General features: G+C 71.1%; 24 protein-coding genes and 1 pseudogene. 20 read left to right on the top strand and 5 right to left on the bottom strand.

Going from position 1 to position 22529, the window contains the following annotated elements; all coding sequences use genetic code 11:
* Positions 1-17: 17 nt before the first annotated feature.
* Positions 18-659, bottom strand: coding sequence for a GntR family transcriptional regulator (locus ABFX55_RS09035; RefSeq protein ID WP_346119488.1), 642 nt, complete (start codon positions 657-659; stop codon positions 18-20).
* A 32-nt stretch (positions 660-691) separates the two neighbouring features.
* Between ABFX55_RS09035 and ABFX55_RS09040 the strand changes: the two genes are divergently transcribed.
* Both ABFX55_RS09040 and ABFX55_RS09045 read left to right on the top strand, forming a co-directional pair.
* Positions 692-1879: a CaiB/BaiF CoA transferase family protein gene (locus ABFX55_RS09040; protein ID WP_346119490.1), complete on the top strand. Its 1188-nt coding sequence runs from the start codon at positions 692-694 to the stop codon at positions 1877-1879.
* Positions 1876-2676 carry an HpcH/HpaI aldolase/citrate lyase family protein gene (locus ABFX55_RS09045; protein WP_346119492.1) on the top strand — a complete coding sequence of 267 codons (801 nt, stop codon included), beginning with the start codon at positions 1876-1878 and terminating at the stop codon, positions 2674-2676. The genes ABFX55_RS09040 and ABFX55_RS09045 overlap by 4 nt, the downstream gene beginning before the upstream one ends.
* 20 nt (positions 2677-2696) lie before the next feature.
* On the opposite strand, the gene ABFX55_RS09050 is transcribed toward ABFX55_RS09045, so the two are convergent.
* The gene (locus ABFX55_RS09050; protein ID WP_346119494.1) at positions 2697-3335 is read right to left on the bottom strand and encodes a TetR/AcrR family transcriptional regulator; all 639 of its coding nucleotides are present in this window, start codon (positions 3333-3335) and stop codon (positions 2697-2699) included.
* A gap of 135 nt (positions 3336-3470) precedes the next feature.
* Here ABFX55_RS09050 and ABFX55_RS09055 point away from each other — a divergent pair, with 135 nt between their 5' ends.
* The 11 genes and pseudogenes from ABFX55_RS09055 to ABFX55_RS09105 all read left to right on the top strand — a co-directional run bounded on the left by ABFX55_RS09055 (position 3471) and on the right by ABFX55_RS09105 (position 13965).
* Positions 3471-4469 carry a sugar ABC transporter substrate-binding protein gene (locus ABFX55_RS09055; protein ID WP_346119496.1) on the top strand — a complete coding sequence of 333 codons (999 nt, stop codon included), beginning with the start codon at positions 3471-3473 and terminating at the stop codon, positions 4467-4469.
* Entirely contained in the window at positions 4466-5494 is a 1029-nt protein-coding gene (locus ABFX55_RS09060) for an ABC transporter permease (protein ID WP_346119498.1), read from the top strand. Before ABFX55_RS09055 ends, ABFX55_RS09060 begins: the two co-directional genes overlap by 4 nt.
* Positions 5491-6249, top strand: coding sequence for an ATP-binding cassette domain-containing protein (locus ABFX55_RS09065; RefSeq protein WP_346119500.1), 759 nt, complete (start codon positions 5491-5493; stop codon positions 6247-6249). Before ABFX55_RS09060 ends, ABFX55_RS09065 begins: the two co-directional genes overlap by 4 nt.
* A 224-nt stretch (positions 6250-6473) precedes the next feature.
* Complete coding sequence (locus ABFX55_RS09070; protein ID WP_346119502.1) at positions 6474-7094, top strand: polysaccharide deacetylase family protein; 621 nt, start codon at positions 6474-6476, stop codon at positions 7092-7094.
* Positions 7095-7230: 136 nt separating this feature from the next.
* Complete coding sequence (locus ABFX55_RS09075; protein ID WP_183661288.1) at positions 7231-7599, top strand: nuclear transport factor 2 family protein; 369 nt, start codon at positions 7231-7233, stop codon at positions 7597-7599.
* 190 nt (positions 7600-7789) lie between these two features.
* Positions 7790-8344, top strand: a pseudogene (locus ABFX55_RS09080) (MFS transporter); the annotation flags it as partial.
* A complete protein-coding gene (locus tag ABFX55_RS09085; protein WP_346119504.1) occupies positions 8332-9045 on the top strand; it encodes an MFS transporter in 714 nt (237 codons plus the stop codon). The pseudogene ABFX55_RS09080 and the gene ABFX55_RS09085, both read left to right, overlap by 13 nt.
* On the top strand, positions 9042-10244 hold the full coding sequence (locus ABFX55_RS09090) for a hypothetical protein (protein WP_346119505.1): 1203 nt from the start codon (positions 9042-9044) through the stop codon (positions 10242-10244). The genes ABFX55_RS09085 and ABFX55_RS09090 overlap by 4 nt, the downstream gene beginning before the upstream one ends.
* Entirely contained in the window at positions 10241-11266 is a 1026-nt protein-coding gene (locus ABFX55_RS09095) for a DUF917 domain-containing protein (protein ID WP_346119507.1), read from the top strand. Before ABFX55_RS09090 ends, ABFX55_RS09095 begins: the two co-directional genes overlap by 4 nt.
* Before the next feature lie 235 nt (positions 11267-11501).
* The gene (locus ABFX55_RS09100; protein WP_346119509.1) at positions 11502-13604 is read left to right on the top strand and encodes a PucR family transcriptional regulator; all 2103 of its coding nucleotides are present in this window, start codon (positions 11502-11504) and stop codon (positions 13602-13604) included.
* 28 nt (positions 13605-13632) lie between these two features.
* Positions 13633-13965 (top strand): hypothetical protein, encoded by a 333-nt coding sequence (locus tag ABFX55_RS09105; RefSeq protein WP_346119511.1) that lies wholly within the window; start codon positions 13633-13635, stop codon positions 13963-13965.
* On the opposite strand, the gene ABFX55_RS09110 is transcribed toward ABFX55_RS09105, so the two are convergent.
* Entirely contained in the window at positions 13941-14570 is a 630-nt protein-coding gene (locus ABFX55_RS09110; protein ID WP_346119513.1) for a site-specific integrase, read from the bottom strand. The genes ABFX55_RS09105 and ABFX55_RS09110 overlap by 25 nt on opposite strands.
* Before the next feature lie 15 nt (positions 14571-14585).
* Positions 14586-15452, bottom strand: coding sequence for a LysR family transcriptional regulator (locus tag ABFX55_RS09115; RefSeq protein ID WP_346119515.1), 867 nt, complete (start codon positions 15450-15452; stop codon positions 14586-14588).
* A 111-nt stretch (positions 15453-15563) separates the two neighbouring features.
* On the opposite strand from ABFX55_RS09115, the gene ABFX55_RS09120 reads away from it, so the two are divergent.
* From ABFX55_RS09120 to ABFX55_RS09150, 7 genes are all read left to right on the top strand, one after another.
* Positions 15564-15731, top strand: a complete 168-nt coding sequence (locus ABFX55_RS09120) for a hypothetical protein (RefSeq protein ID WP_346119517.1) — start codon at positions 15564-15566, stop codon at positions 15729-15731.
* Positions 15725-16561 (top strand): MBL fold metallo-hydrolase, encoded by an 837-nt coding sequence (locus ABFX55_RS09125; RefSeq protein WP_346119519.1) that lies wholly within the window; start codon positions 15725-15727, stop codon positions 16559-16561. The genes ABFX55_RS09120 and ABFX55_RS09125 overlap by 7 nt, the downstream gene beginning before the upstream one ends.
* A gap of 594 nt (positions 16562-17155) precedes the next feature.
* Positions 17156-18586, top strand: coding sequence for an MFS transporter (locus tag ABFX55_RS09130; RefSeq protein ID WP_346119521.1), 1431 nt, complete (start codon positions 17156-17158; stop codon positions 18584-18586).
* A gap of 116 nt (positions 18587-18702) precedes the next feature.
* Positions 18703-19920, top strand: a complete 1218-nt coding sequence (locus ABFX55_RS09135; RefSeq protein WP_346119522.1) for a cytochrome P450 — start codon at positions 18703-18705, stop codon at positions 19918-19920.
* An 18-nt stretch (positions 19921-19938) separates the two neighbouring features.
* Entirely contained in the window at positions 19939-20136 is a 198-nt protein-coding gene (locus tag ABFX55_RS09140) for a ferredoxin (RefSeq protein ID WP_346119524.1), read from the top strand.
* A 264-nt stretch (positions 20137-20400) separates the two neighbouring features.
* Positions 20401-21135 carry an FAD-dependent oxidoreductase gene (locus ABFX55_RS49730; protein WP_379479166.1) on the top strand — a complete coding sequence of 245 codons (735 nt, stop codon included), beginning with the start codon at positions 20401-20403 and terminating at the stop codon, positions 21133-21135.
* Complete coding sequence (locus ABFX55_RS09150) at positions 21050-21262, top strand: hypothetical protein (protein WP_346119528.1); 213 nt, start codon at positions 21050-21052, stop codon at positions 21260-21262. Before ABFX55_RS49730 ends, ABFX55_RS09150 begins: the two co-directional genes overlap by 86 nt.
* 9 nt (positions 21263-21271) lie before the next feature.
* Here the strand turns inward: ABFX55_RS09150 and ABFX55_RS09155 are convergent, their stop codons facing one another.
* The gene (locus ABFX55_RS09155) at positions 21272-22483 is read right to left on the bottom strand and encodes a hypothetical protein (protein WP_346119529.1); all 1212 of its coding nucleotides are present in this window, start codon (positions 22481-22483) and stop codon (positions 21272-21274) included.
* Positions 22484-22529 lie beyond the last annotated feature (46 nt).

The raw sequence follows: 22529 nt of genomic DNA on the forward strand, positions 1-22529 counted from the left end.
CGCGGGTCCGCCGGGGCTCAGGCCGGCGACGCGCCGTGCTCGCGCCGGTGGACGGCGCCCGCCTCGACGTGCTCGATCATGACGCGCTCGGCGGTGGTCCCGTCGCCCTCCTCCAGCGCCCGCAGGATCCGCTCGTGCGCCTCCAGCTGCCGCGCCGCCACCTCGGGGTCGAGCCACAGCGAGGCCGTGGCGGGCACGGGGAAGCTGGCCCGCACCGCTCTGGCGTGCTGGCCGAGGAAGGCGGGTCCGCCGATGTCGGCGATCCGCAGGTGGAAGCGTTCCGAGCCCGCGCCGAGCTCTTCCAGCCGCCCTGCCGCGGCGGCCTCGGCCATCGAGCGGTGCAGCTCGCGCAGGTCGGCCAGCTCCACGGCGGTGACGCGGGAGGCGGCCAGCCTCGCCCCCAGGCCCTCCACCACCGCGCGCACGCCGTAGAACTCCGCCAGCGCCTCGTCCCCGAGATCGACGACCGTCGCGCCGTGGTGCGCCTCGTAGCTGATCAGCCGGTCCTTCTCCAGGCGGCGCAGGGCCTCTCTCACCGGGGTGACCGACACCCCGAGCCTGGCGGCGACGGCCGCGGCGCGCAGCGCGGTGCCGCCGGGGATCTGGCCCGTCCTGATCTCCTCCAGCAGCACCTCGTACGCGTAGTCCGCTTTGCTCATGGGCGCTCGCATAACTTATAAGATATAGGACTATGACCAGTCTTGCCGATATCCGAGTGATTGACGCGGCGACGTTGTTCGCCGGGCCGTCCGCCGCGATGATGCTGGGCGACTTCGGCGCCGACGTCATCAAGATCGAGCACCCCAGGCGCGGAGACCCCTCGCGCGGGCACGGGGCCGCCAAGGACGGGGTCGGCCTGTGGTGGAAGTCGCTCTCGCGTAACAAGAGGGCCGCGGCCGTCGACCTGTCCAAGCCCGAAGGGCAGGAGATCCTGCGCCGCCTGGTGCGGGAGTCGGACGTGCTGGTGGAGAACTTCAGGCCTGGCACGCTGGAGCGCTGGGGCCTCGCGCCTGAGGACCTGCTGGCGCTCAACCCCCGCCTGATCGTGGCGAGGATGACCGGGTTCGGCCAGTTCGGGCCGATGGCGAGCCGGCCGGGGTTCGGCACGCTGGCCGAGGCGATGAGCGGCTTCGCCTCGATGACGGGCGAGCCCGAGGGGCCGCCGACGCTGCCGCCGCTCGCGCTGGCCGACGGCATCGCGGGACTGGCGATGTCCTACGCCGTCATGGTGGCGCTGCACGCCCGCGAGCGGACCGGACGCGGCCAGGTCGTCGACATGGCCATCATCGAGCCGATCATGGGCCTGCTCGGGCCGCAGATGACGGCCTACAAGGCGCTCGGAGTGGTGCCGCGGCGCGCGGGCAACCGTTCGAGCAGCAACGCTCCCCGCAACACCTACCGCACCAGGGACGGCCGCTGGCTGGCCGTCTCCACCAGCGCGCAGACCATCGCCGAGCGCGTGGTCACGCTGGTGGGCAGGCCCGACCTGGTCGCGCAGCCGTGGTTCTCCAGCGGCGCGGGCCGGGTAGAGCACGTGGAGGAGCTGGATGAGGCGGTCGGCTCGTGGATCGCCGCACGTGACGCGGAGGAGGTCGTGGCCCGCTTCGAGGAGGCGCAGGCGGCGATCGCTCCGATCTACAATGTAAAGGACATTGCCGAGGATCCGCAGTACGAGGCGCTGAACACCTTCGTCGAGCTGCCCGACGAGGAGCTGGGTTCGGTGACCGTGCAGAACGTGCTGTTCAGGCTGTCGGAGACCCCCGGCGAGGTGCGCTGGACCGGACGACCACTCGGCCGCGACACCGACGAGGTGCTGGGCGAACTCGACTACACGCCCGAGCAGATCAAGCAACTGCGGGAGAACGGGGTGATCGCATGAACCTCACGTGGCTCTATGTTCCGGCTGACAGACCCGAGCGGTTCGACAAGGCCGTGACGTCGGGCGCCGACGTGGTGATCATCGACCTGGAGGACTCCGTCGCCCCCTCCCGCAAGGAGGAGGCCAGGCGCAACGCGGTCGCCTATCTGCGCGGCGGGGCGCCCGCCGTCCATGTGCGGATCAACGACCCGGCCACCGACGAGGGCCAGCTCGACCTGCGGGCGCTGGAGGGGCTTCCGGTGGCGGGGGTGCGTGTGCCGAAGGTGGAGTCGCCCGCGGCGGTGGACCTGGTCGATCTGGACGCACCGATCCACGCGCTGCTGGAGTCGGCGGCCGGTGTGGTCAACGCGGTGGCGATCGCGGCGCACCCGAGGGTGGCCGGCGTGGCGCTGGGCGAGCAGGACCTGATCGCGCAGCTGTCTCTCACCGACGAGGCGGCGCTCGACCAGCTGCGTATCAGGGCGGTGCTGGCCGCGGCCGCGGTGGGGCTGCCGCCGGTGCCGATGTCGGTGTACGCCAACGTAGCCGACGACGAGGGGTTGCTGGCCTCGACCAGGCGCGGGCGGGGGTTCGGGCTGTTCGGCCGCACGGCGATCCATCCGCGGCAGCTGCCGGTGATCCGCGAGGCGTTCAGGCCGTCGGGGGAGGAGGTGGCCGCCGCGCGGGAGATCGTGGAGGCCGCCGAGGGCGCCGTCGACGTGGGCGCGGTCGCGCTGCCCGACGGCCGCCTCGTGGACGCGCCGATCATCACGAGGGCGCGCCGCACGCTCGCGCTGGCCGAGCGGCTCGCCCTCTGAGCGTACGGCGGGGCGCGCCGTCAGGAGGGCGGCGCCCATCGCTGCTCGAGCTCCTCGTCCGTGGGCGGGGGGCCGGGCAGCGGTTGGTGGGCAGGGGGGTTGCGCAGGGAGTCGAGCACCAGCGTCAGGTAGCGGTGCCGCAGCTCGGTGGTGCGCTGCCCGTCGCCGAGCTTGATGGAGGCGATCTGCTCGAACAGCAGCGCGATGTCGGCGGCGGTCACGTCGGGGCGCAGCGCGCCGGCCTTCACCGCGCGGTCGTGGACCTCGATGGCCAGCTGGGAGGCGCGCGCGGAGGCGTGGTAGAGCTCCTCGGTGGGGTGGAAGGTGCCGGCCAGCGCGATGGTGAGGGAGCTGGAGTCGGCGTCGACGATGTCGCGCATGTACGTCGTGAACGCCTCCCACGGGTCCCCCCGCATCGCCAGTGACTTCTCCGAGGCGGCGATGTAGAGCTCGAGGCCGTCGCCGCAGAGCTTCTGCAGCAGCCCCTCCTTGCTGCCGTAGCGGCGGTAGAGCGCGCTGATGCCGACCCCCGCCCGCTCGCTCACCGCAGAGATGGGCGCGCTGGGATCGGTGGTGAAGACGGCTCTCGCCGCCTGGAGGATGGCTTCGTCGTTGCGGGCGGCCTGAGCACGGCGGCCGCTCATCGGTGTGGCGGTCATGACTCGACCATACTACGGAACGTATGATTCCGTTCTGTAGCACGGCCATTAGTCCTAATGTCACGACAAATTATTGACGAAGGGGTGACCGCGCGTTTACATCAAGGACGAGCCCGATGGTCTTGGAGGTATCGCATGAAACGAACCCCGATCGTGCTGGTCCTGGCAGGCGTGCTGGCCCTCGCGGGCTGCTCGGGCGGTGGCGCGGCACAGTCCGCCGCCCCCGCCACGGCGCCCGCCGGCTCGCCGGCTCCCACCGCGGCCCCCGCCGGAGGGGGCGGCACCTACGCCGTCATCACCCACGCGGCGCCCGGCGACTCCTTCTGGGACGTGGTCAAGAACGGGGCGGAGGCCGCGGGCAAGCAGTACGGCGCGAGCGTCACCTACCAGGGCGACGGCGACGCGGCCAAGCAGTCGCAGCTCATCGACCAGGCGGTTACGCAGAAGGTCGACGGGATCGTGGTCTCGATGGCCAACCCCGACGCGCTGAAGGAGTCGATCGGCAAGGCCGTCGCCGCCAGGATCCCGGTGATCACCGTCAACTCCGGCCTCGACCGCTCCAAGGAGTTCGGCGCCCTCACGCACGTCGGCCAGTCGGAGGACGTGGCGGGGCGCGGGGCGGGCGAGCAGCTCAAGGCGGCGGGCGTCACCAAGCTGCTGTGCGTCATCCACGAGGCCGGCAACGTCGGTCTCGACCAGCGGTGCAAGGGCGCCGAGCAGACGCTCGGCGGATCGGTCGAGCGCCTGCAGGTGGACGTCAGCAACCTGGCCGACGTCAGCTCAAAGGTGACCGCGAAGATCCAGTCTGACCAGGCGATCAACGGCGTGCTGGCGCTCAACCCCGCCGTGGCCATCGCGGCGAGGGACGCGCTCAAGGACGCGGGCTCGCAGGCCAAGCTGGGCACCTTCGACCTGTCGGGCGACGTGGTGACCGCCATCAAGGACGGCGAGGTCCTGTTCGCCGTCGACCAGCAGCAGTACCTGCAGGGCTGGCTGCCGATCACCTTCCTGCACCTGTACAAGTCCAACCTCAACACCGTCGGCGGCGGGCTGCCGGTCAACACCGGCCCCGGATTCGTGACCAAGGACAACGCCGAGCAGGTCGCCAAGCTGGCAGAGAGCGGAACCAGGTGAGCTCCGCGGCCGCCGACGAGCGCCTGGCCGACGTCGGCCGCCTGCGCCGCCTGCTGATCAGGCCGGAGCTCGGCGCGGTCGTCGGCGCGGTGGTGGTCTTCGCCTTCTTCGCGGGGCAGTCGGAGGTCTTCCGCTCGGTCGCGGGCATCGCCAACTGGCTCGACCCCGCGGCCACCCTCGGCATCATGGCGGTCGCGATCGCGTTGCTGATGATCGGCGGCGAGTTCGATCTGTCGGCGGGTGTGCTGACCGGCACCACGGGGCTGGTGCTGGTCACGCTCGCCACCAGGTTCGGGCTGAACGTGTGGCTGGCGATGCTCGTGGGCCTGGCGGTGGCGCTGGCCGTCGGCTTCGCCAACGGACTCATCGTCACCAGGACGAGGTTGCCCAGCTTCATCGTCACGCTGGGCACCTTCCTGATGCTGCAGGGACTCAACCTGGGCGTCACCAAGGCGCTGACCGGCACCGTCCAGGTCGCGGGCCTGCGCAGGGCCGAGGGCTACGAGTCGGCAAGGGCCGTCTTCGGCGGCACCATCGGCGACAGCGGGTTCAGGGTGGCCATCCTGTGGTGGGTGCTGGCGACCGTGGTGGCCACCTGGGTGCTGATGCGCTCCAGAGCGGGCAACTGGATCTTCGCGGTCGGCGGCAACGAGCAGGCCGCCCGCGCGGTCGGCGTGCCGGCCGCCCGCACCAAGATCGCCCTGTTCATGACCACGGCCTTCGCGGCGTGGCTGGTCGGCTCGATCCTGGCGCTGCGCTACACCTCGGTGCAGGCCAGCTCGGGCATCGGCCAGGAGTTCATCTACATCATCGCCGCCGTCATCGGCGGCTGCCTGCTCACCGGCGGGTACGGCTCGGCCATCGGCGCCTCCATCGGCGCCGTCATCTTCGGCATGGCCGACAAGGGCATCGTCTTCCTCGGCTGGGACGCCGACTGGTTCAAGTTCTTCCTCGGGGCGATGCTGCTGCTGGCCACGCTCGCCAACCGTCTGGTCCGCCGCTACGCCGAAGAGGTGAAACGTTGATCCTCCAGACCAGGGACGTCGGCAAGTCCTTCGGCAGCGTGCTGGCGCTGCGCGGGGTGTCCATGAGCGTGGCCGCGGGCCAGGTGACCTGCGTGCTGGGCGACAACGGCGCGGGCAAGTCGACGCTCATCAAGATCCTGGCGGGGGTGCACCAGCACGACTCGGGCGAGCTGCTCGTCGACGGCGCGCCCGTGCGCCTGTCGAGCCCGCGAGACGCGCTGGACAGGGGCATCGCCACCGTCTACCAGGACCTGGCGATGATCCCCCTCATGTCGGTGTGGCGCAACTTCTTCCTCGGCTCGGAGCCGGTCAAGTCCATGGGGCGCTTCGACGTGGCGCGCGCCCGCCGGGTCGCCCGCGAGGAGCTGCGCGCGATGGGCATCGACATCCGCGACGTCGACCAGCCCGTCGGCACGCTGTCGGGCGGAGAGCGCCAGTCGGTGGCGATCGCCAGGGCGGTGCACTTCGGGGCGAGGGTGCTCATCCTCGACGAGCCCACCTCCGCCCTCGGCGTCAAGCAGGCGGGGGTGGTGCTGCGCTACATCGCCAAGGCCCGCGACCGCGGCCTCGGGGTGGTGTTCATCACCCACAACCCGCACCACGCCTACCCGGTCGGCGACCGGTTCCTGCTGCTCAACAGGGGGACGAGCATCGGCGAGTACGGCAAGGCCGACATCACCCGCGAGGAGCTGACCACGCTCATGGCCGGGGGCTCGGAGCTGGAGCAGCTGGAGCACGAGCTCAGGCGTGAGTAAGTGACCCCCGCGTGCAGCAAGATAGATCCCGACATTTCATGATGTGTGCTCCCGTAATGGCGGCTCCCGTGACGTGAGCTCTCGTGAACTGAGCTCTTGAGGGGGCTCGCATGAGGGGCGATCTCATCAGGGGCGATCTCGTGACGGGGGTTCTCGTGAGAGGGGATCTCGTGGCGTGGGGACGAGGGGGAACGATGGTTCGCTGGCGCGCTGTGGTGCCGGTCGTGGCCGCTGTCATGGTGGCGGGTCTGGGGGCGGCTCCCGCCGCACACGCGCGGGCGGCGGAGAAGGTCGTCTACCTGACCTTCGACGACGGGCCGTCCGAGTACACGTCAAGGGTGCTCGCCATCCTCGGCGAGCACGGCGTGCGGGCCACGTTCTTCCAGCTCGGCGTCAACATCAAGGAGAACAGGGCGCTGACGAGGAAGGTGTTCGAGCAGGGCCACAGCGTCCAGAACCACACCTGGTCGCACCCCGACGTGCGCGGCCTGTCGTGGCCGGCGTTCAGGCGGCAGGTGCTCCACACCGACGCCGAGATCAGGAAGCAGACCGGGTACACCCCGCAGTGCCTGCGCCCGCCGTACGGGGCCGTGGACAAGCGGGCGCGCAAGCGCGCGGCCGCGCTCGGCAAGGAGGTCCGGCTGTGGACGGTGGACCCGCGCGACTGGGCCAGGCCCGGCTCGAAGGCGATCGCCAAGCGGGTGCTGGCGAACGTCAGGCCGGGCGGCATCGTGCTGCTGCACGACGGCGGCGGCGACAGGAGGCAGACGGTCGCGGCCCTCCCCAAGATCATCAAGACGTTGAAGGCGCGTGGTTACTCCTTCCACCGCCTGTGGTGCGGCTGATCCGAGCTTGACGGCCCGTGCTGCTCCTGGACGGCGGGCGCAGGGGGTGTCCGGTGATGCCGACAAAGCACCCTAAAGTGGCTGATCGGCCATCACCTAGGGTCGATGGGACAAAGACGCGAACGAGAGGGCAACGATGACGCGCCAGGCAGTGTGGGCGGTTGTGACCGGCATGTACGACGCCTACACCAGGGGGGACAGGGCGGGCATCGACCGCCTGCTGCACCCGGAGGCCACGATCTTCGACTCGGCGGCCCCCGACCTGATCACCAGCAGGGCGCAGCTGGACAAGGTGCGGGACGCCAGGCCGACCGACGGCCCCGCCGAGACCGGTCTGCACGCCTACGACGAGGTCGTGGACGTGTGGGGAGACACCGCGCTGGCCCGCTACCTGCTGCGCGTCGACTACGCCACGGGGGAGCCCGAGATCGTGCGCACCACCACCGTGCTGCGTCACCTCGACGGGGAGTGGCTCATCGTGCACGTGCACGAGAACAGCCTCTGACCTGCGGGTATTCTGAGGCCGCAAGGCAAGGCGCACAGCGCGGCCCGCCGGGCCGGTGCGTCGTGCACAGCGGAGGAGGGAGGGGCGGCCCTATGGTGCGCCATATCCCCACAGCGCCCCCCTCCTCCGAGGAGTCTCCATGACCGCCACCGACGCCCGCACGCTGCCCATCGGGGCGGCCTTCGATCGGATGCCGTTCACCAGACGGCACGTGCTCATCGCCCTCGCCCTGTTCATCGCCTTCGTCATCGAGTCGTGGGAGCAGCTCGCGCTCATCTACGTCTCGGGCGACCTCGGCGAGTCCTTCGGCATCGACGAGGCGGGCATCGGGATCGTGCTGTCGGCCGTGGCCTTCGGCATGATCCCGGGGGCGCTCATCTGGGGGCCCGTCTCCGACAGGATCGGCCGCAAGCCCGCCGCCTTCTGGTCGCTGCTTGCCTACGGGGTGATCGCCTTCGCCTCGGCCTTCGCCCCGAACATGGCCACGCTGGTCACCCTGCGGGTCGCCTCGGGACTGGCGCTGGCGGGCGTCTACACCATCACCTTCCCCTACTTCCTCGAACTGCTGCCCACCAGGAGCAGGGGCAGGGCGGCGGTCTACCTGTCCATCGGCTGGCCGATCGGCATGCTGGCCGCCATCGGCGCGTCGGTGGCGCTGGGCGACCTCGGCTGGCACGTGGTCGTCATCGCCAGTGCGGCGGCGGGGCTGTGGGCGTTCGCGATCAGGCGTGGGTGCCGGAGTCGCCGTACTGGCTGGCCGCGCGCGGGCGGCAGGAGGAGGCCCGCCAGGTCCTGCGCGAGCTGGGCAGCCCCGACCACGACGCGACCTTCACCGTGGCGACCGAGCGTGTGGGCCGCCCCCTCGACCTGCTGCGCGGCAGACTGACGAAGATCACCGTGGCGATGCTGCTGCTGAACTTCGCCTTCAACTGGGGCTACTGGGGCCTGCAGACCTGGCTGCCGACGCTGCTGCAGGACAAGGGCCTGACTTTCGACGCCTCGCTGGGCTTCGCGGCGCTGAGCGCGCTGATGATGATCCCCGGCTACGTCAGCGCCTCCCTGCTGACCGGGCGCTTCGGACGCAAGAAGGTGTTCCTGGTCTACGTGGTGGCCGCGGCGCTGGGCGGGCTGTGGTTCGCGCTGGCCGACTCCACCTTCGAGCTCTACGCGGGCAACTTCGTGCTGTCGTTCTTCAGCCTGGGCGCGTGGGGCGTCTGGAACACCTGGAACGGCGAGTTCTACCCGACGGCCCTGCGCGGCACCGGCTACTCCTGGGCCACGGCCTCGCAGCTGGTGGCCACGACGGTGGCGCCGTCGGCGGTGGGCGCGCTGCTGGCAGGCGCCACGGGCTTCACCGCGACGATGCTGGTCATCAACGCGTTCATGGTGGTCACGGCGCTGCTGGCGGTGCCGCTGCCCGAGACAGAGGGGCGCGGCCTGGAATGATCCTCGGCGTCGCTCCCGGACGGTCCTCGACCACGGTCGCGGTCGTTCGCGACGGCGTCCTGGCCTGGTGGCGCGCCTATGACGGCGCCCTGCTCCCAGCCCGCGACGGCGACGGCCTCCCCGCCTCCGCTCGTTCCTCTGCCGGCTCGCTGGGTAACGGGCTCGCCGAGGCGGGTCTCGGAGAGGTGAGGGCGGCCTGTGTCGCGGTGGACCTCGACGACGTGCACGCCGCGCCCGTCGCCGCGATCAGGGTGGGCGGCCCGTGCCCGCCGGCGCTGGGCCCGCAGGTGACGCACCCGCGCGGGCTGGCCACGATCGTGCGCGGCGGCCACAGCCTCACCCGACGCCCCCTCGCCCCTCTCGACGCCGCCGCCGTGCGCGCCTTCGCCTCCGGGTGCGGGCTGGCGGACTTCGCGGTGACGGCGACGGGCTCACCGGTGCTGGCCGACCACGAGCTGGCGGTGGCCGAGCTGATCGCCGCCGAGGTGCCGGGGGCGCGCATCACGCTGTCCTACGAGTTCGGACGGCCTGGGCTGCGCGAGCGTGAGCGGCAGGCGATGCTCAACGCGGCGTTGCGGCCCGAGGCGGAGCGCCTGGCGGACGCGGCGGCCTCGTGGCTCGAGGGCATCCCGCTGTACTTCGCCAGGAGCGGCGAGGGGCTGGTCTCGGCGCACTACTTCCGCCGCTACCCCCTGATCTGTCGCGAAGGCGCCGCCGCCGCCGCCCTGCACGGAGCCCGCGCCCTGCCCGGCCCGCATTCTGGACGTCCCCTCGGGCCCGTCTCCTCGGGGTCCACGGGGAAGACCGAGGCCGCGCCGCCCGGCCCGGCGGACCGGAGACGGGGGAGCGAGGCAGTGCCGCCCGGCCCTGCGGGCCGCGGGCGGGGGAGTGAGGCCGTCTCGCCGGGCTCGGTGGCCGGTGCGGGGGAGGGCGGGGCCGTCCCACCGGGTGCGGCGGCCGCCTTCGGGGCCGCGCTGGCGGGACCGCTGGCGGAGGTGGAGCGGATCGTCCAGGCCAGGGGAAGGGCCGAGCTCGACAGGGCGCTGGCCGACGCCCGCGACGAGGCGCTGACCAGGGTGGTGAGCGCGGGAGCCGCTCCCGGCTCGGCGCGCATCGGCGAGGTGACGGTGAACCCGCTGTCCTACCTGCCCGACGGCCTCTACAGGGTCCGGGTCACCGCCGCGGGGACCACCCCGTGATCGGGCGTGAGGAGCTGCCCGTGCTGGCGGCGGGGTCGAGGCTGTTCGCGACGGGCGCCGCCGAGTCCTCCTTCCAGCTGGCGGTGGACTGGGCGGGCGCGGTGCTCGACACGCCCGTGGAGCTCGCAGGGGCCGGCGACCTGCCGCCGGGCACGCTGTGCGTGGCCGTCAGCCTGGTCGGGTCGACGACCGCCCTGGGCGAGCAGCTGCCGGAAGGGCAGGAGCCTGCTCGTGCCGTACGGGCGCTGGAACGCAGGCTGGGCAGGCGCGCGGGCGCGGTCGTCGCGCTGAACCTGGCGGCGGAGAACGCGCTGCTTCCCCTGATCGCCGCTGCCTCGCTGGGGCTGCCTCTGGTGGACGGCGACGGCACAGGACGCGTGTTCCCCCTGGTGGAGCAGACGACCTACACGCTGGGCGGGGTCAGCTCCACCCCGCTGGCGCTGGCGGGGCCCTCGGGCGAGCTGGTGCTGCTGGAGACCGCGCCCGACAGGGTGGAGGAGACGCTGCGGCCGGTGGTGCTGTCGTTCGGCGGGTGGGGGCTGGCCGCCTGTTACCCGATGGAGGCCGCCGAGCTGGCGCGGGTGCTGGTGCCGGGCACGGTGTCGCTGCTGCTGGAGGCGGGCAGACCCGGTGCGCCGCGTTCGGTGGCGGCGCCGTACGGCGTGCGCAGGTTGTGCGAGGGCCGCATCGTCGCGGTGGAGGGCAGCAGCGGGCACGGCGCGGACGTGACGCTGCCGTCGGCGCCGTCGAGCATCGTGGTAGAGGAGAGCGAGGGGCTGGGACGGCTGGTGCGGCTGGAGGCGCACAACGAGATCGTGCTGGCCCTGGCCGACGGTGCGGCGGTGGCGATGGCGCCCGACCAGATCTGCATGATCTCGTCGGCGGACGGGGTGGTGGTGGACGTCGACAAGGCGAGCCCCGGGATGCGTGTCGAGGTGCTGGTGCTGCGCGCGGCCCCGGCGTGGCACACCGAGCAGGGCAGAGCCCTCGGCGGCCTGCGCGCCTTCGGGGTGCCGCTGTGACCGGGCTCTGTGAGCGAACAAGGAGCGGGGCGGAGGCGGGCGATCCGCTCCCCGAGAACGCCCCGGTTCCTGGGAGGGGAGCGGGCGCGGTGGACGGAGGGATCCCTCGAACCGGGCGGATGCGGCGGGTTGAGGCGTCGTCGCGCACCGCGCGGGAGGGGCGATCGCACGGATCAGCGCATGGAGCGGGCCTTGGTGGGTGGAGCGGCGGAGTCATGAGTGGAGCGGGGGAGCTGTGAGCGGGCCTGGTGGTGCGATGGGCGGGGCGGCGGAGTGGGAGGCGCCTGTCACGGTGGCCGAGCTGGTCAACGGCGGGCCGCTGGCGGGCGCGCGGATGTACGGCGCGGGGGAGAGCCCCGTCCATCAGGTGCGCATCGTGGACGAGCTGGCCGTCTTCTCCTCGGTGGCGCCGCACACGGCCGTGGTGCTGATCGGCGCTGCGGCCAGCGGCGGCTGGGCGGTGGAGATGGCGATGCGGCGGGCGTGGGAGCAGGCGGCGGCCTGCGTGATCGCTCCTGCCGGCGCGGTGGGGGCGGGCTCCAGCGCGGTGCTGTCCGAGCGGCTCGGCATCACGCTGGTGTTCGTGACGGCCGACCCGCTGGTGACGGCGGTGGAGGTGGCCTCGGCGGCGGCTCGTCCTGCGGCGGCGCGCACACAGCTGGTGGCGCGCTGCGCGACCAGGCTGGCGGAGGCCGGAGCCTCGGCGCGGCGGGTGCTCGGGGTGCTGAACGCGGAGCTGCCTGGCACGTCGGTGGCCTTCGTCGACGAGTACGGCACCCGCCTGGCGGGCCGGACGGCGGCGCTGTCGTCCGGCGCCGCAGGTGGAGGGACCGCCGTGCCCCCGTCCGGTCCCGCACGCCGGGATCCGGCTGTTCCCGCGTCCGGTCTCGGGGGCCGAGGTTCGGCCGTTCCACCAGCCGGTCTCGCAGGCCGAGGTCCGGCTGTTCGCCCATCCGGTCTCAGGGGCAGGGATCCGGCTGCTCGCCCGGCAGGGCTCGAGGGGCGGGGGCCGGTCGTTCCGTCGTCGGGTCCTGCGGGACGGGGGCCGGTGGCTCGGTCGTCCGGGGTCGTGGGGGCGTGGCCGGCTGAGGTGGTCGTGCGGGGGCCCGCCGGTGAGGTGCTCGGCAGGCTGGTGGCCGGCGGTCCCGCGAGGTCGGCGGGCTGGCCTTCGGTGGTGCGCACGGTGCTGGAGCTGGCCGTCGCGCCCCTGGCGGCGTGGGCGGCGACAGAACGGCTGGCGGCCGCAGGTGACTTCGCCCTCCAGTCCGCCCTGGCCGAGCGCCTGCTGTCGGAGGCCGCGAGCGGCCCCGAGAACCCGGAGGGCCCAGCCGGCTCCGACGTTCCCTGCGACCTCGGCGGCGGCCTGGAGGATTCTGATGTCCCCGACGTTCCCGGCGACCTTGGCTTCGACGATTCTGACGGCGCCGACGTTCCCGGCAATCTCGGTGGCATCGAAGATTCTGACGGCCCAGACGTTCCCGGCAACCTTGGCGGCTTCGAGGATTCTGACGGCCCCGTGGGGTTCGATGGCTTCGAGGGTGCTGAGGGTTCCGAGAGCCCAGCCGGTTCCAGGGGCGGGAGCTGCTCTGGACTCAGCGGCGTGGCCGGCCCGAGCGCCCCGAGCGGCTCGGGCAGGCTCCGTGGCGGCCGGTCAGGCCGGCGCTCCGATGACCGCAGGGCTGGTGAAGGGGTCTGGGCCAGGGCGGTGGCGTTGGGGTGGGCCGTGCGCGGTCCCGTGTCCGCTTTCATGGTCAGACCGTCCGGATGGACGGCGGCCGGGCAGGACGCCCCCAGGGCCGGCGAGGTGATCGCGGCCACGCTGGGCGGGGCTCCGGTCATCCGGCGGGGTGACGGCTGGGCGGGCTGGTCCGCGCTCGAACCCGGCGAGCTGGCCGAGCGGCTCGGCGCGTGCCTGCGAGCCTTGCCATGGCCGTGCGCTGCGGGAGTGGGCACCCCCGTGGCGGGACTGCGTGCCGTGGGGGAGTCGCTGCTGGGCGCGGAGGCGGCGGCGTTCCTGGCAGGGAGCGGGCGCGTGGCCCGTTCGGATCGGCTGGGGCCGGCCGAACTGCTGGCGGCCATTCCAGGGGGAGTGCTCAGGGCGCCGGCCACGGTCGTGCTGCGGCCGCTGATGGCCGCCGACAGGGAGGGCACGCTGCTGGAGACGCTGGGAGCGGTGCTGAGCGAGGGCGGCGCCGTCCGGGCGGCCGAACGGCTGGGCGTGCACCGCAACACGATCACCGCGCGGCTGGAGCGGATCAAGGAGGTGGGTTACGACCTGGACGACCCAGCGACCAGACTGGCCCTGCACCTGGCCTGGCACGTGATCAGACGAGGTTGATCTACGTTGTAAAGGTCGCCTGCTGTAGGTGCCAGCGTCCCCGCGTTGCGAATCGGGAACCCGCACGCTGCGGAGGGCGACCCCGGCGCTCCGCCCGCGCTCGCCCGCACCGACCGCCCACAGCCCGGCGAGCGTCTACCTCTCTGCGCACGACTCCGACACCGCCCGGCCGACGATGCGCCGCGCCCTCGACACCGTGGCCGCGCTCCTGCTCGCCGACGAGCTCGACCACCAGACCCTGCCCTGGCACCTCCAGGGCAAGGCGACGTGGGATCTCGACGTGAGCGTTGTCGAGAACCGCAGCGCCGCGGCCGCGCTGCTGTGCAGCACGGAGGATCAGCGGCTTGCCCGGTCGCGGTGACGTCGGGCGGCGCGGATCTCGGCGTCGGCGACCTCGCCGTCCAGCAGCGCGGACAGCTGGGTGGTCTCGGTGGAGGCGTGGCCGAGGCGGCGGCGGACGGCCTCGATGGACACCGCACACTTCCGAGGCGCGGGCGCCGCAGACGTAGGCCGTCTCGAACAGCACCCGGTCACGCAGCCGGTCCAGCGGCAGGTCGTGACCGCCCACTTGCAGAACGAGGCGACGGAGGCGCGCTTGCGTTTGCGGCTGGCCGGCGACAGTTCGGCGAGCTCGGCCAGGTAGGCGCGGATCGGCGTCGCGGTCAGCTCGGCGACCTCGCCGTCGTGGTGGGCGGCGAACTGCAGCAGGTCGCCGCGGTAGGCGCGCTGGGTGTGCGGGGAGGCGCCGGCGTTGGCCAGGTCGGTGAGGAAATCGTCCAGGTGCCGGGCGAGTGGGTGGACCCATCGTGTCGCCTTCCCTGATCCGCCAGGTTGGCGGATAATCGGGAAACAAAGCGTTCGCGCCGGATGGCGCCCGCCCTGCTTACGACCGGGTCGGTGATCGCTGTATTGCCCGATAACGAGGTGTCGCCTACCTGCACCTCCGCTGCCATGGGAGTCCGGCAAGCGAAGGCACATCGCTCAGCTACTGGTCAGCGGCGTGATGTGGTGGAGAAAGGCCTCGGCGATGGTTCTGAGCCGATCGGTGCGCCAGACCAGGGCGTAGTCGAACGCGGCATCGCCTTCCACGGGGATGCAGAGCAAGCCGGGACGCGGATAGAAGTGCGGCGTCTGGGCGCCGACGAGGGCGACGCCGTGGCCTGAGGTGACGTAGGCGAGGATCTCTTGGAAGCCGGGCAGGGACTCGGTGAGACGGCCGGGCACCGGTAGGTGGTGGTCGATCCAGTAGCCGGGCAGACTATCGGCGAAGAACACCCTCTCGTGGGCGATCTCATCGTGACCAACGTGGATGCGGTGCGCCAGCCGATGGTCCGCGGGCACGGCGAGCATCGCTGGCTCCGACAGCAGCACCGGCCCGACGGTGAGGTCCGGCTCCTCTACCGGCAAGGGCAGCACCGACAGGTCGACCTCTGCCCGGCGCAGGGGGCCGAAGAGGTCGGCGAGCGCGGTTTCGCGGATGGCCACCCGGCGCCCGGGCACGTGGTCGCGGAAGCTGTCAGCCAGCCGCAGGACGACTTGGGCCACCGCGGCCGACATGTAGCCCAGCTCCAGCGTGCCGGTGATGCCGTGCCCCGCCGCGATCGCTCGTGCGATCGCGGCCTGGATTTGTGCGTGCGCGGGCTGCAAATCGTCCCGGAGTTGCCTGCCGAGCGAGGTCAGCTCGACCCGGCGGGTGGTGCGGTAGAACAGCGGTGCGCCGAACCGGCGCTCCAGCTTGGCGATGGTCTGGCTGATGGTTGCAGCCGAGACACGGAGGCGCTCGGCCGTGCGCGCGAAGTGCAGTTGCTCGGCGAGTACGAGGAACACCTCGATGTCCTGACGCTCCACCGCTCCCTCATTCTTCAGTATTGCCAAACAATTGTTCCAGATCTCGTCATTGATGAGGCTCCATGGTGAACGCGACGATGTGTCGGCAAACCGACGACCACAGGGAGAACGATGGCGAACACAAGCGCGGTGAAGAGGTCGGCGCCCACGGGCAGGCCGCTGTTCGACGACTACGACGTGCCGATCGAGCTCGACCTGCTCGAGCAGCGATCGTTCCAGCAGGGCGTCACGATGCATCGCCACGCCATCCGGGATGCAAGGGAGGCGAGCTCGTGCTGAGGCAGGTCGCTGAGGGGGTGCTGGTCCATGAGAGCGAGTTCTGCCAGAGCAACGCCGTTGTCGTGCAGGGCCGGGCTGGCGTGTTGCTCATCGACCCCGGGGTGCAGGACCACGAAATGGCCTGCCTCGCGAACGACCTGTCCGATTTGGGGCAGACCGTTGCGGCAGGCTTCTCGACGCATCCGGATTGGGATCACCTGCTCTGGCACCCCCGGCTCGGCGCGGCCCCTCGATACGGCACGGCCCGATGCGCGGCCACTGTCCGGGATCAGCTGTCCGACCCGGGTGCGAAGGCCGAGATAACCGCCCACCTGGCCCCGACGGGCATCGCCGACCAGGTCCCGCTGGACCTGTACGGCCTCATCACCGCCCTGCCAGCAGAGACGGCGCAGATTCCATGGGATGGCACTCAAGTCCGGATCATCGAGCATCAAGCGCACGCACCGGGCCATGCGGCGCTGTTCATCGAAGAACGCGGGGTTCTCGTCGCCGGCGACATGCTCTCTGATGTCCTGGTTCCGATGCTCGACCTGGACGACACCGCTGACCCGATCGAGGACTACCTCGCCGCGCTGCGGCTGCTGGAGGGCGTGGCGGGCGACGTCGATGTCCTCGTCCCCGGCCACGGGTCAGTCGGCGGAGCTGATCAGGTACACGCACGGATCGTGCGGGATCGGGCGTACGTGCTCGCCTTGCGTGAGGGCCATGTTCCCAGTGACCCGCGGGTCGGCCCATCGGCCAAGCCCGGCTGGGAGTGGGTAAGCGATGTGCACAACGGGCAAGCCCAGCGCCTCGCCCGAAGAAGCGAGCGCGACGGGACGCCCGGCTAGCGATCGGTGTGCGACAGAGCCAGTACGCGCGGGTCGCCGGTCGGGATCTGGGGCAGCGGCACGACGTTCTCCAGGGTGGTCGGGCTGGTCAGCGAGGGTTGCACCCTTTCACGCTGTGCGGGTCGCCGCGGCGGGCGGGGGTGCGGCGTTCCAGTCGACAGGCGGGGTTGGTTGAGAGGAGGTTCTGGGCAGCGCCGAGCTGCGCGTTCTCGGCGCGGGCCACGTTTGAGTGACAGGGTTGCCGCGGCCTCAACCGTGTTCGTCATGAAGAGGTGCTTGATCGGCTGCTCGCATGGCCTCGACCACGGGGAGCAGAACGGCATGGTTCGACCGCGGCTTGAGGCTTTCCCGGCTACCGGCCCAGAACCGTCCACGAAAGGCGGCGAAAAGTCTCCGGGGACGGTTCAACGACAGCCTTGAAGTCATGAGTGCTGGTGACAACGAGCAGCCCGGCGCGGAGCCTGCCATCGAGACCCGCAGCCGGCGTCCGCGCCGCGGACGGATCGATGCGCGGAACGCCTCCATGGCCGTGGCCAGCGAGTCCGAACCCGGAAAGCCCACCGCAGCCCCCGACGAACTAAGCGAGATGACCGCGTGATTCCCGATTCAACCCCCGCCCCGCCGTCCTGGCGGGAACTGCTGGGCCCCCAACATCTCGGAGCTGCGATCGTGCTGGCGGGCGGCGTGCTCGTCGGTGCGGTCAATATCTATCTGGCCTCGAGCCTGCTGCCGACCGCGGTGGCCGACATCGGCGGCGCCGGCTTCTACGCCTGGAACATGACGATCTACCTCGTCGCCATGGTGATCGCGACGATGCTGGTCAGTCGGCTCCTGGCCCGGTGGGGGAACGTCGGCGCCTATCGCCTCGGCTTCGCCGTGTTCCTGGTGGGCTCGCTGGCCTGTGCGGCGAGCCCGGCGATGCCGGTACTGCTGGCCGGCCGCGGCATCCAGGGATTTGGGGCGGGGGTGCTGTCCGGGCTGGGGTTCGCCGTCATCCGCTCGGCCCTGCCGCGCCGACTGTGGACCCGGGGCAACGCCCTGATGTCAGCGATGTACGGCGTCGGCAACTTCGTCGGCCCGGCGCTCGGCGGCCTGTTCGCCCAGTTCGGCTCGTGGCGCCTGGCGTTCGTGACGATGGCAGTGATCGCGGCGGCGTGCTGCGCGGTCGTGCCCCGGGTGCTACCGCGCGGCGAACGCAGTGACGCGCGGGCACCGGTCCCGGCCGTGTCGCTGCTGCTGGTCACGGCGGCCACCGCGGCCGTCAGCCTGGCCGGAGTGCTGCCCGGCACCCTGGCGATGGTGGGCAGCATCGTGGTGGCACTGCTGCTGGTGGCCGTCTTCGTCGCCTACGAACGGCGCAGCGAGCTGCGGGTCTTCCCGCGCACGACCTACCAGGCCGGCTCCCCACTGAAGTGGATCTACCTGACGCTCGGGCTACTGGCCTTCGGCGTCGCGGTCGAGTCGTTCGTCCCGCTGTTCGGCCAGCAGCTGGGCGGGCTGCCCCCGCTCGCGGCCGGCCTGTTCGGGGCGGCCATCTCGCTCGGCTGGTCGCTGACCCAGCTCGGCAGCTCATCGGCCACCAAGGATCGCACGGTACGCCGTTTGCGCATCATCGGCCCGCTGCTCCTGACGTCCGGCTTCCTCCTCCAGGGACTGCTGCAGCGCGAGGACACGCCGACCTGGCTGGTACTCATCTGGGTGCCGGTGTTGTTCATCGCGGGTTCCGGCATCGGCCTGGCCTACCCGCACCTGTCCGTGGCCGCCATGTCCAGCACCCAGGATCCGGAGGAAGGACGCAGGGCCGCCGCGGCGATCGCCACCGTGACGAGTCTGTCGATCGCGTTCGGCACGGCCGTGGCCGGAGTCCTGGTCAACCTCGGCGACCCGTCGATGCTCGACTCGGCACGGTACGTACTGTTCGGATTCGCGATCATCTGCGCGATCGGCGCCATCACCGCACGCGCGGCGAACCGTTCGAGCCGCCCGGAGCCCGCCGACCACACTCCGCTCCAACAGGGCTCGTGACTCGCGATCTACCGACATGACGTCCACCCCCGGGGATGACCGGCTCGGGTTTCCGATCGCCTGTTCACCGCGTGCCCGAGATCACCCGATGACCGCATTCGATGCGAGGAGATGCCATGGCTGACGCCCTGCCAGAGATGCCGACCTTTCCGATGGCCCGCGCGACGGGGTGTCCCTTCGACCCGTCGCCGGAGTTGAGCCGACGACTCGAAGACGCGCCGGTTTCACGAGTGAGACTGTGGGATGGCAGCACCCCCTGGATGGTCACCCGCCATGCGGATGTGCGTGCGCTGCTCGCCGATCCGCGGGTCAGCGTCGACGTGGCGCAACCCGGCTTCCCGCACACCAACGCGGTGAGCAAGGCACGCGACGCACACATGAAGACGCTGATGCAGATGGATGCGCCGGAGCACACCGCCCAGCGACGGCTCCTGACCTCGGACTTCACGATCAGAAGGATGGAGGCGTTGCGGCCCCGGATCCAACGGATCGTCGATGACCTCATCGATGAGATGCTCGCCGGCCCGAATCCAGTAGACCTGGTGGAGGCGTTCGCGCTACCGGTTCCCTCACTGGTGATCTGCGAACTGCTGGGCGCGCCCTATACCGCCCGCGACCTCTTCCACCGAGTGTCCCGCACGCTCGTCATGGACGAACCCGACCCTGAACAGGCCATGGCCGCCAGCGAGGAACTGAACGCCTACCTGGAGGAGTTGGTGGACAAGAAGAATGCTGAGCCGGGCGACGACGTGTTCAGCAGGCTGGCCGTCGAGCAGTACCGGACCGGCGCGATGACCCGGCGTGAGATCGCCACGGCCGGTCAACTCCTTCTGGTGGCCGGGCACGACACCACCGCGGCCATGATCGCGCTGGGCACGACCGCACTGCTGGCGCACCCGGACCAGTTGAGCGCGGTCCGCGACGGCGGCGACCCCGCACTGGTGACCAACGCCGCCGAAGAGCTCCTGCGCTATCTGTCCATCACCCATACCGAAGCCCGCCGCGTCGCGCGGGAAGATCTCGAGATCGGCGGCCGGCTCATCCGCGAAGGCGACGGCATCATCGCGGTGAAAAGCATCGCCAACCGCGACCCCTCGGCCTTCCCCGACCCCGACACCCTCGATGTCCACCGCAAGGCCCGCCACCATGTCGCCTTCGGTTTCGGCACCCACCAGTGTCTGGGCCAGCCACTCGCCCGAGTGGAACTGCAAGTCGTCTACGGCACCCTGTATCGACGCATCCCCACACTGGCCCTGGCCGTACCGCTGGAACAGCTGACGTTCAAGGAGAACGCGGTCTTCTACGGAGTGCGCGAACTACCCGTCACCTGGTAAATCACACAAGGAGAACACATGAAGATCACCATCGACCAAGACGCCTGCATCGGCTCCGGGCAATGCGTACTCAGCTCACCCGAGGTATTCGACCAACGCGACGCCGACGGCATCGCCGTGCTCCTGCAAGACAGCCCGGGACCCGGGCTACAGGAGGACGTCCGTGAGGCCGCCCGCATCTGCCCAGCCCTGGCGATCACGCTGACCCCGTCGTGAACCAGCCATCTTGAATCGTGGTCGTGGGTGCTTCGGCGGCGGGTCCGACCGCCGCCGAAACCTTGCGCAGGAAAGGATTCACCGGCGCGTTGGCAATCGCGGCTGACCCTGGTCGGTAAGGAGCCGCGATTGCCCTACGATCGGCCGCCGCTGTCCAAGCAAATCCTGCGCGGCAGCTGCGAACCCGACCGTGTGGCGCTGCGGCGCCACGACGCCCTCACCACGCTGGGCGCGGACTGGCTGCTGGGCATCGCCGCCACCTCGGTGGCCATCGTCGGCGCCGGCTTCCTTGGATCGGAGGTCGCCGCGGTCGCCCGAGAACTCGGCCTGAACGTCACCCTGATCGATCCGCTGCCCGCCCCGATGATCCGCCGATTCGGCGACCATGCGGCGCAGCTGCTTGCCGAGCTGCACATCCAGCACGGCGTGCAGCTCCGCCCCGGCACCGCTGTCACTGGATTGACCAGCCGTGATGGCCGGGTGACCGGAGTGGACCTGGACAATGGCGTCCACGTCCCAGCCGACCTGGTGCCGGTGGCCATCGGTTCGATACCGGCGGTCGGCTGGCTGGCCGACAGCGGACTGAACCTGGGGAGATGGCGTGCTATGCGATCAGAGGTGCCAGGCCGCCCCCGGCGTCGTCGCCGCCGGCGACCTCGCCTCCTGGCAACACCCCCACTTTGGGCGCATGCGCGTCGAACACCGGATGAGCGCCACCGAACAAGGCGCCGCCGCCGCGGAAACTCTCTTGGGGGCAGCAACCCCGTTCGCACCGGTGCCCTACTTCTGGACCACCAATACGACGTCAAAATCCAGGCGTACGGCCTCACCGGTCACGACGACGATGCCCGCGGACAGGGCGTCGGCGCCGCTCTACTAAACGCTGCAAGCAGATCTACTCCCACTGCGGTACGTGCTGCTGTACGGGCAGATGCCACCCACGCCGGGCCTGGATGCCTTCTATCGCGGCTCCGGATTCGAGATCCAGCTACCCGGTGAGCCCATCGATCCGTGGGTCATCTTCGGCATGCAGGCCAAGGTCGCAGTGTCGGCAAACCAGCCCTACGACGCGGCCGTGCACGGTCACGACGAGCGCTGCCTCGACTGCGTCACGCCTGTCGGCTGACCGCACCCCTCACAGGAGCCTGCCCGCCCTGCGCAGGCGGCGCTCCCTCAGCGCGAGCAGCGAGGGCAGGGCGAGCTGCGTCACCACGTACGCCGCCACGGCGAGCGCCTCCCAGAAACCGGCCGAACCGATCGCGCCGGCGCTCAGCCGCACCATGGCCCACTGGGCAAGGGCGAGCAGCAGCGGCAGGGCCACGAGCACGAACATGCCGGCCATGACCACGACCCCCGCCACGTACAGCAGCGCGAACCAGCGAGCCACGCGCCGATCACGCTCGCCCGCCGAGGCCAGTTCCCCCGCCTCGGCGGGGGTCAGCCGGAAGAGCTTGGCCTTGGCGGTCAGCCAAGTGATCCGGTACAGGTTGTAGCAGCGCAACGCATTGGCCAGTACGGCATAGCCGTCACTGCGCATCGGCACCGCGGCCCACTGCCAGACGATCCCGATGAGCCGGTACAACACCACGGCGCCGAGAAAACCGTTCAGCGTCTCAGGCAGCGCGAGCACGCCGGCCCTGTCGAGCAGCCGCAATCCCAGCGCCACGGCCACCACCACGGCGTCGATGGCCATGCCCGCCAGGTAGACCCCGTACCTGCGCCCGCGCGGCACGTTGACGATCTGGGTCAGGTCGGTCTCGAAGACGATGTAGAGGCCCCGGTAGCTGACCCTGAAGGTGGCGGGGATGCCGAGTGCCCTGCCCGCGACCCAGTGCCACGCCTCGTGCAGGGCGCTGAAGGCGATGCCGGCCAGCAGGTAGGTGAGCACCGACAGCATGGCGCTGGGCAGGAACCAGGCGTCCTTCCACGAAGGGCGCAGCTCGGGCGTGAACACCAGGACGGCCACGACGAAGACCGCCGCCGCCACGTAGCACGACCAGGCGGTCCTGCCGAAGAATCTGGCCGCCGTCTTCTGGCTGAGCCCCTCGATCCAGCCGCTGGGGGCTCGCTCCTCGGCGGGCGCGGGCGGGTCGAGCAGGCCCGCGTCGATGAGACCTTCGAGGAAGTCGGCGCCGTCGACCTCCTCACCCGCCACCTCGCCCGCGCGCCTGGCCGCCTCGGCGGCTGAGCCGCCCTCCTGCAGCGTGGTGACGAACACCGCGCCTGGCTCGGGCACCGCGACGAAGATTCCCAGGTCGGGGCGGCCCAGAATCCAGGCGTCGCCGTCGAAGGCGACGCTCAGCCGCGCGGCCCGCTCGCGCAGGTCTCTGTCAACGATGGCGGACACACGTCCTCCTGGAGCTCCTGGGGCGGAAAAGAGGAGAGCGCACCTC

It is taken from the genome of Nonomuraea roseola (assembly GCF_039535395.1).
In the GTDB taxonomy this organism is placed as follows: domain Bacteria; phylum Actinomycetota; class Actinomycetes; order Streptosporangiales; family Streptosporangiaceae; genus Nonomuraea; species Nonomuraea roseola.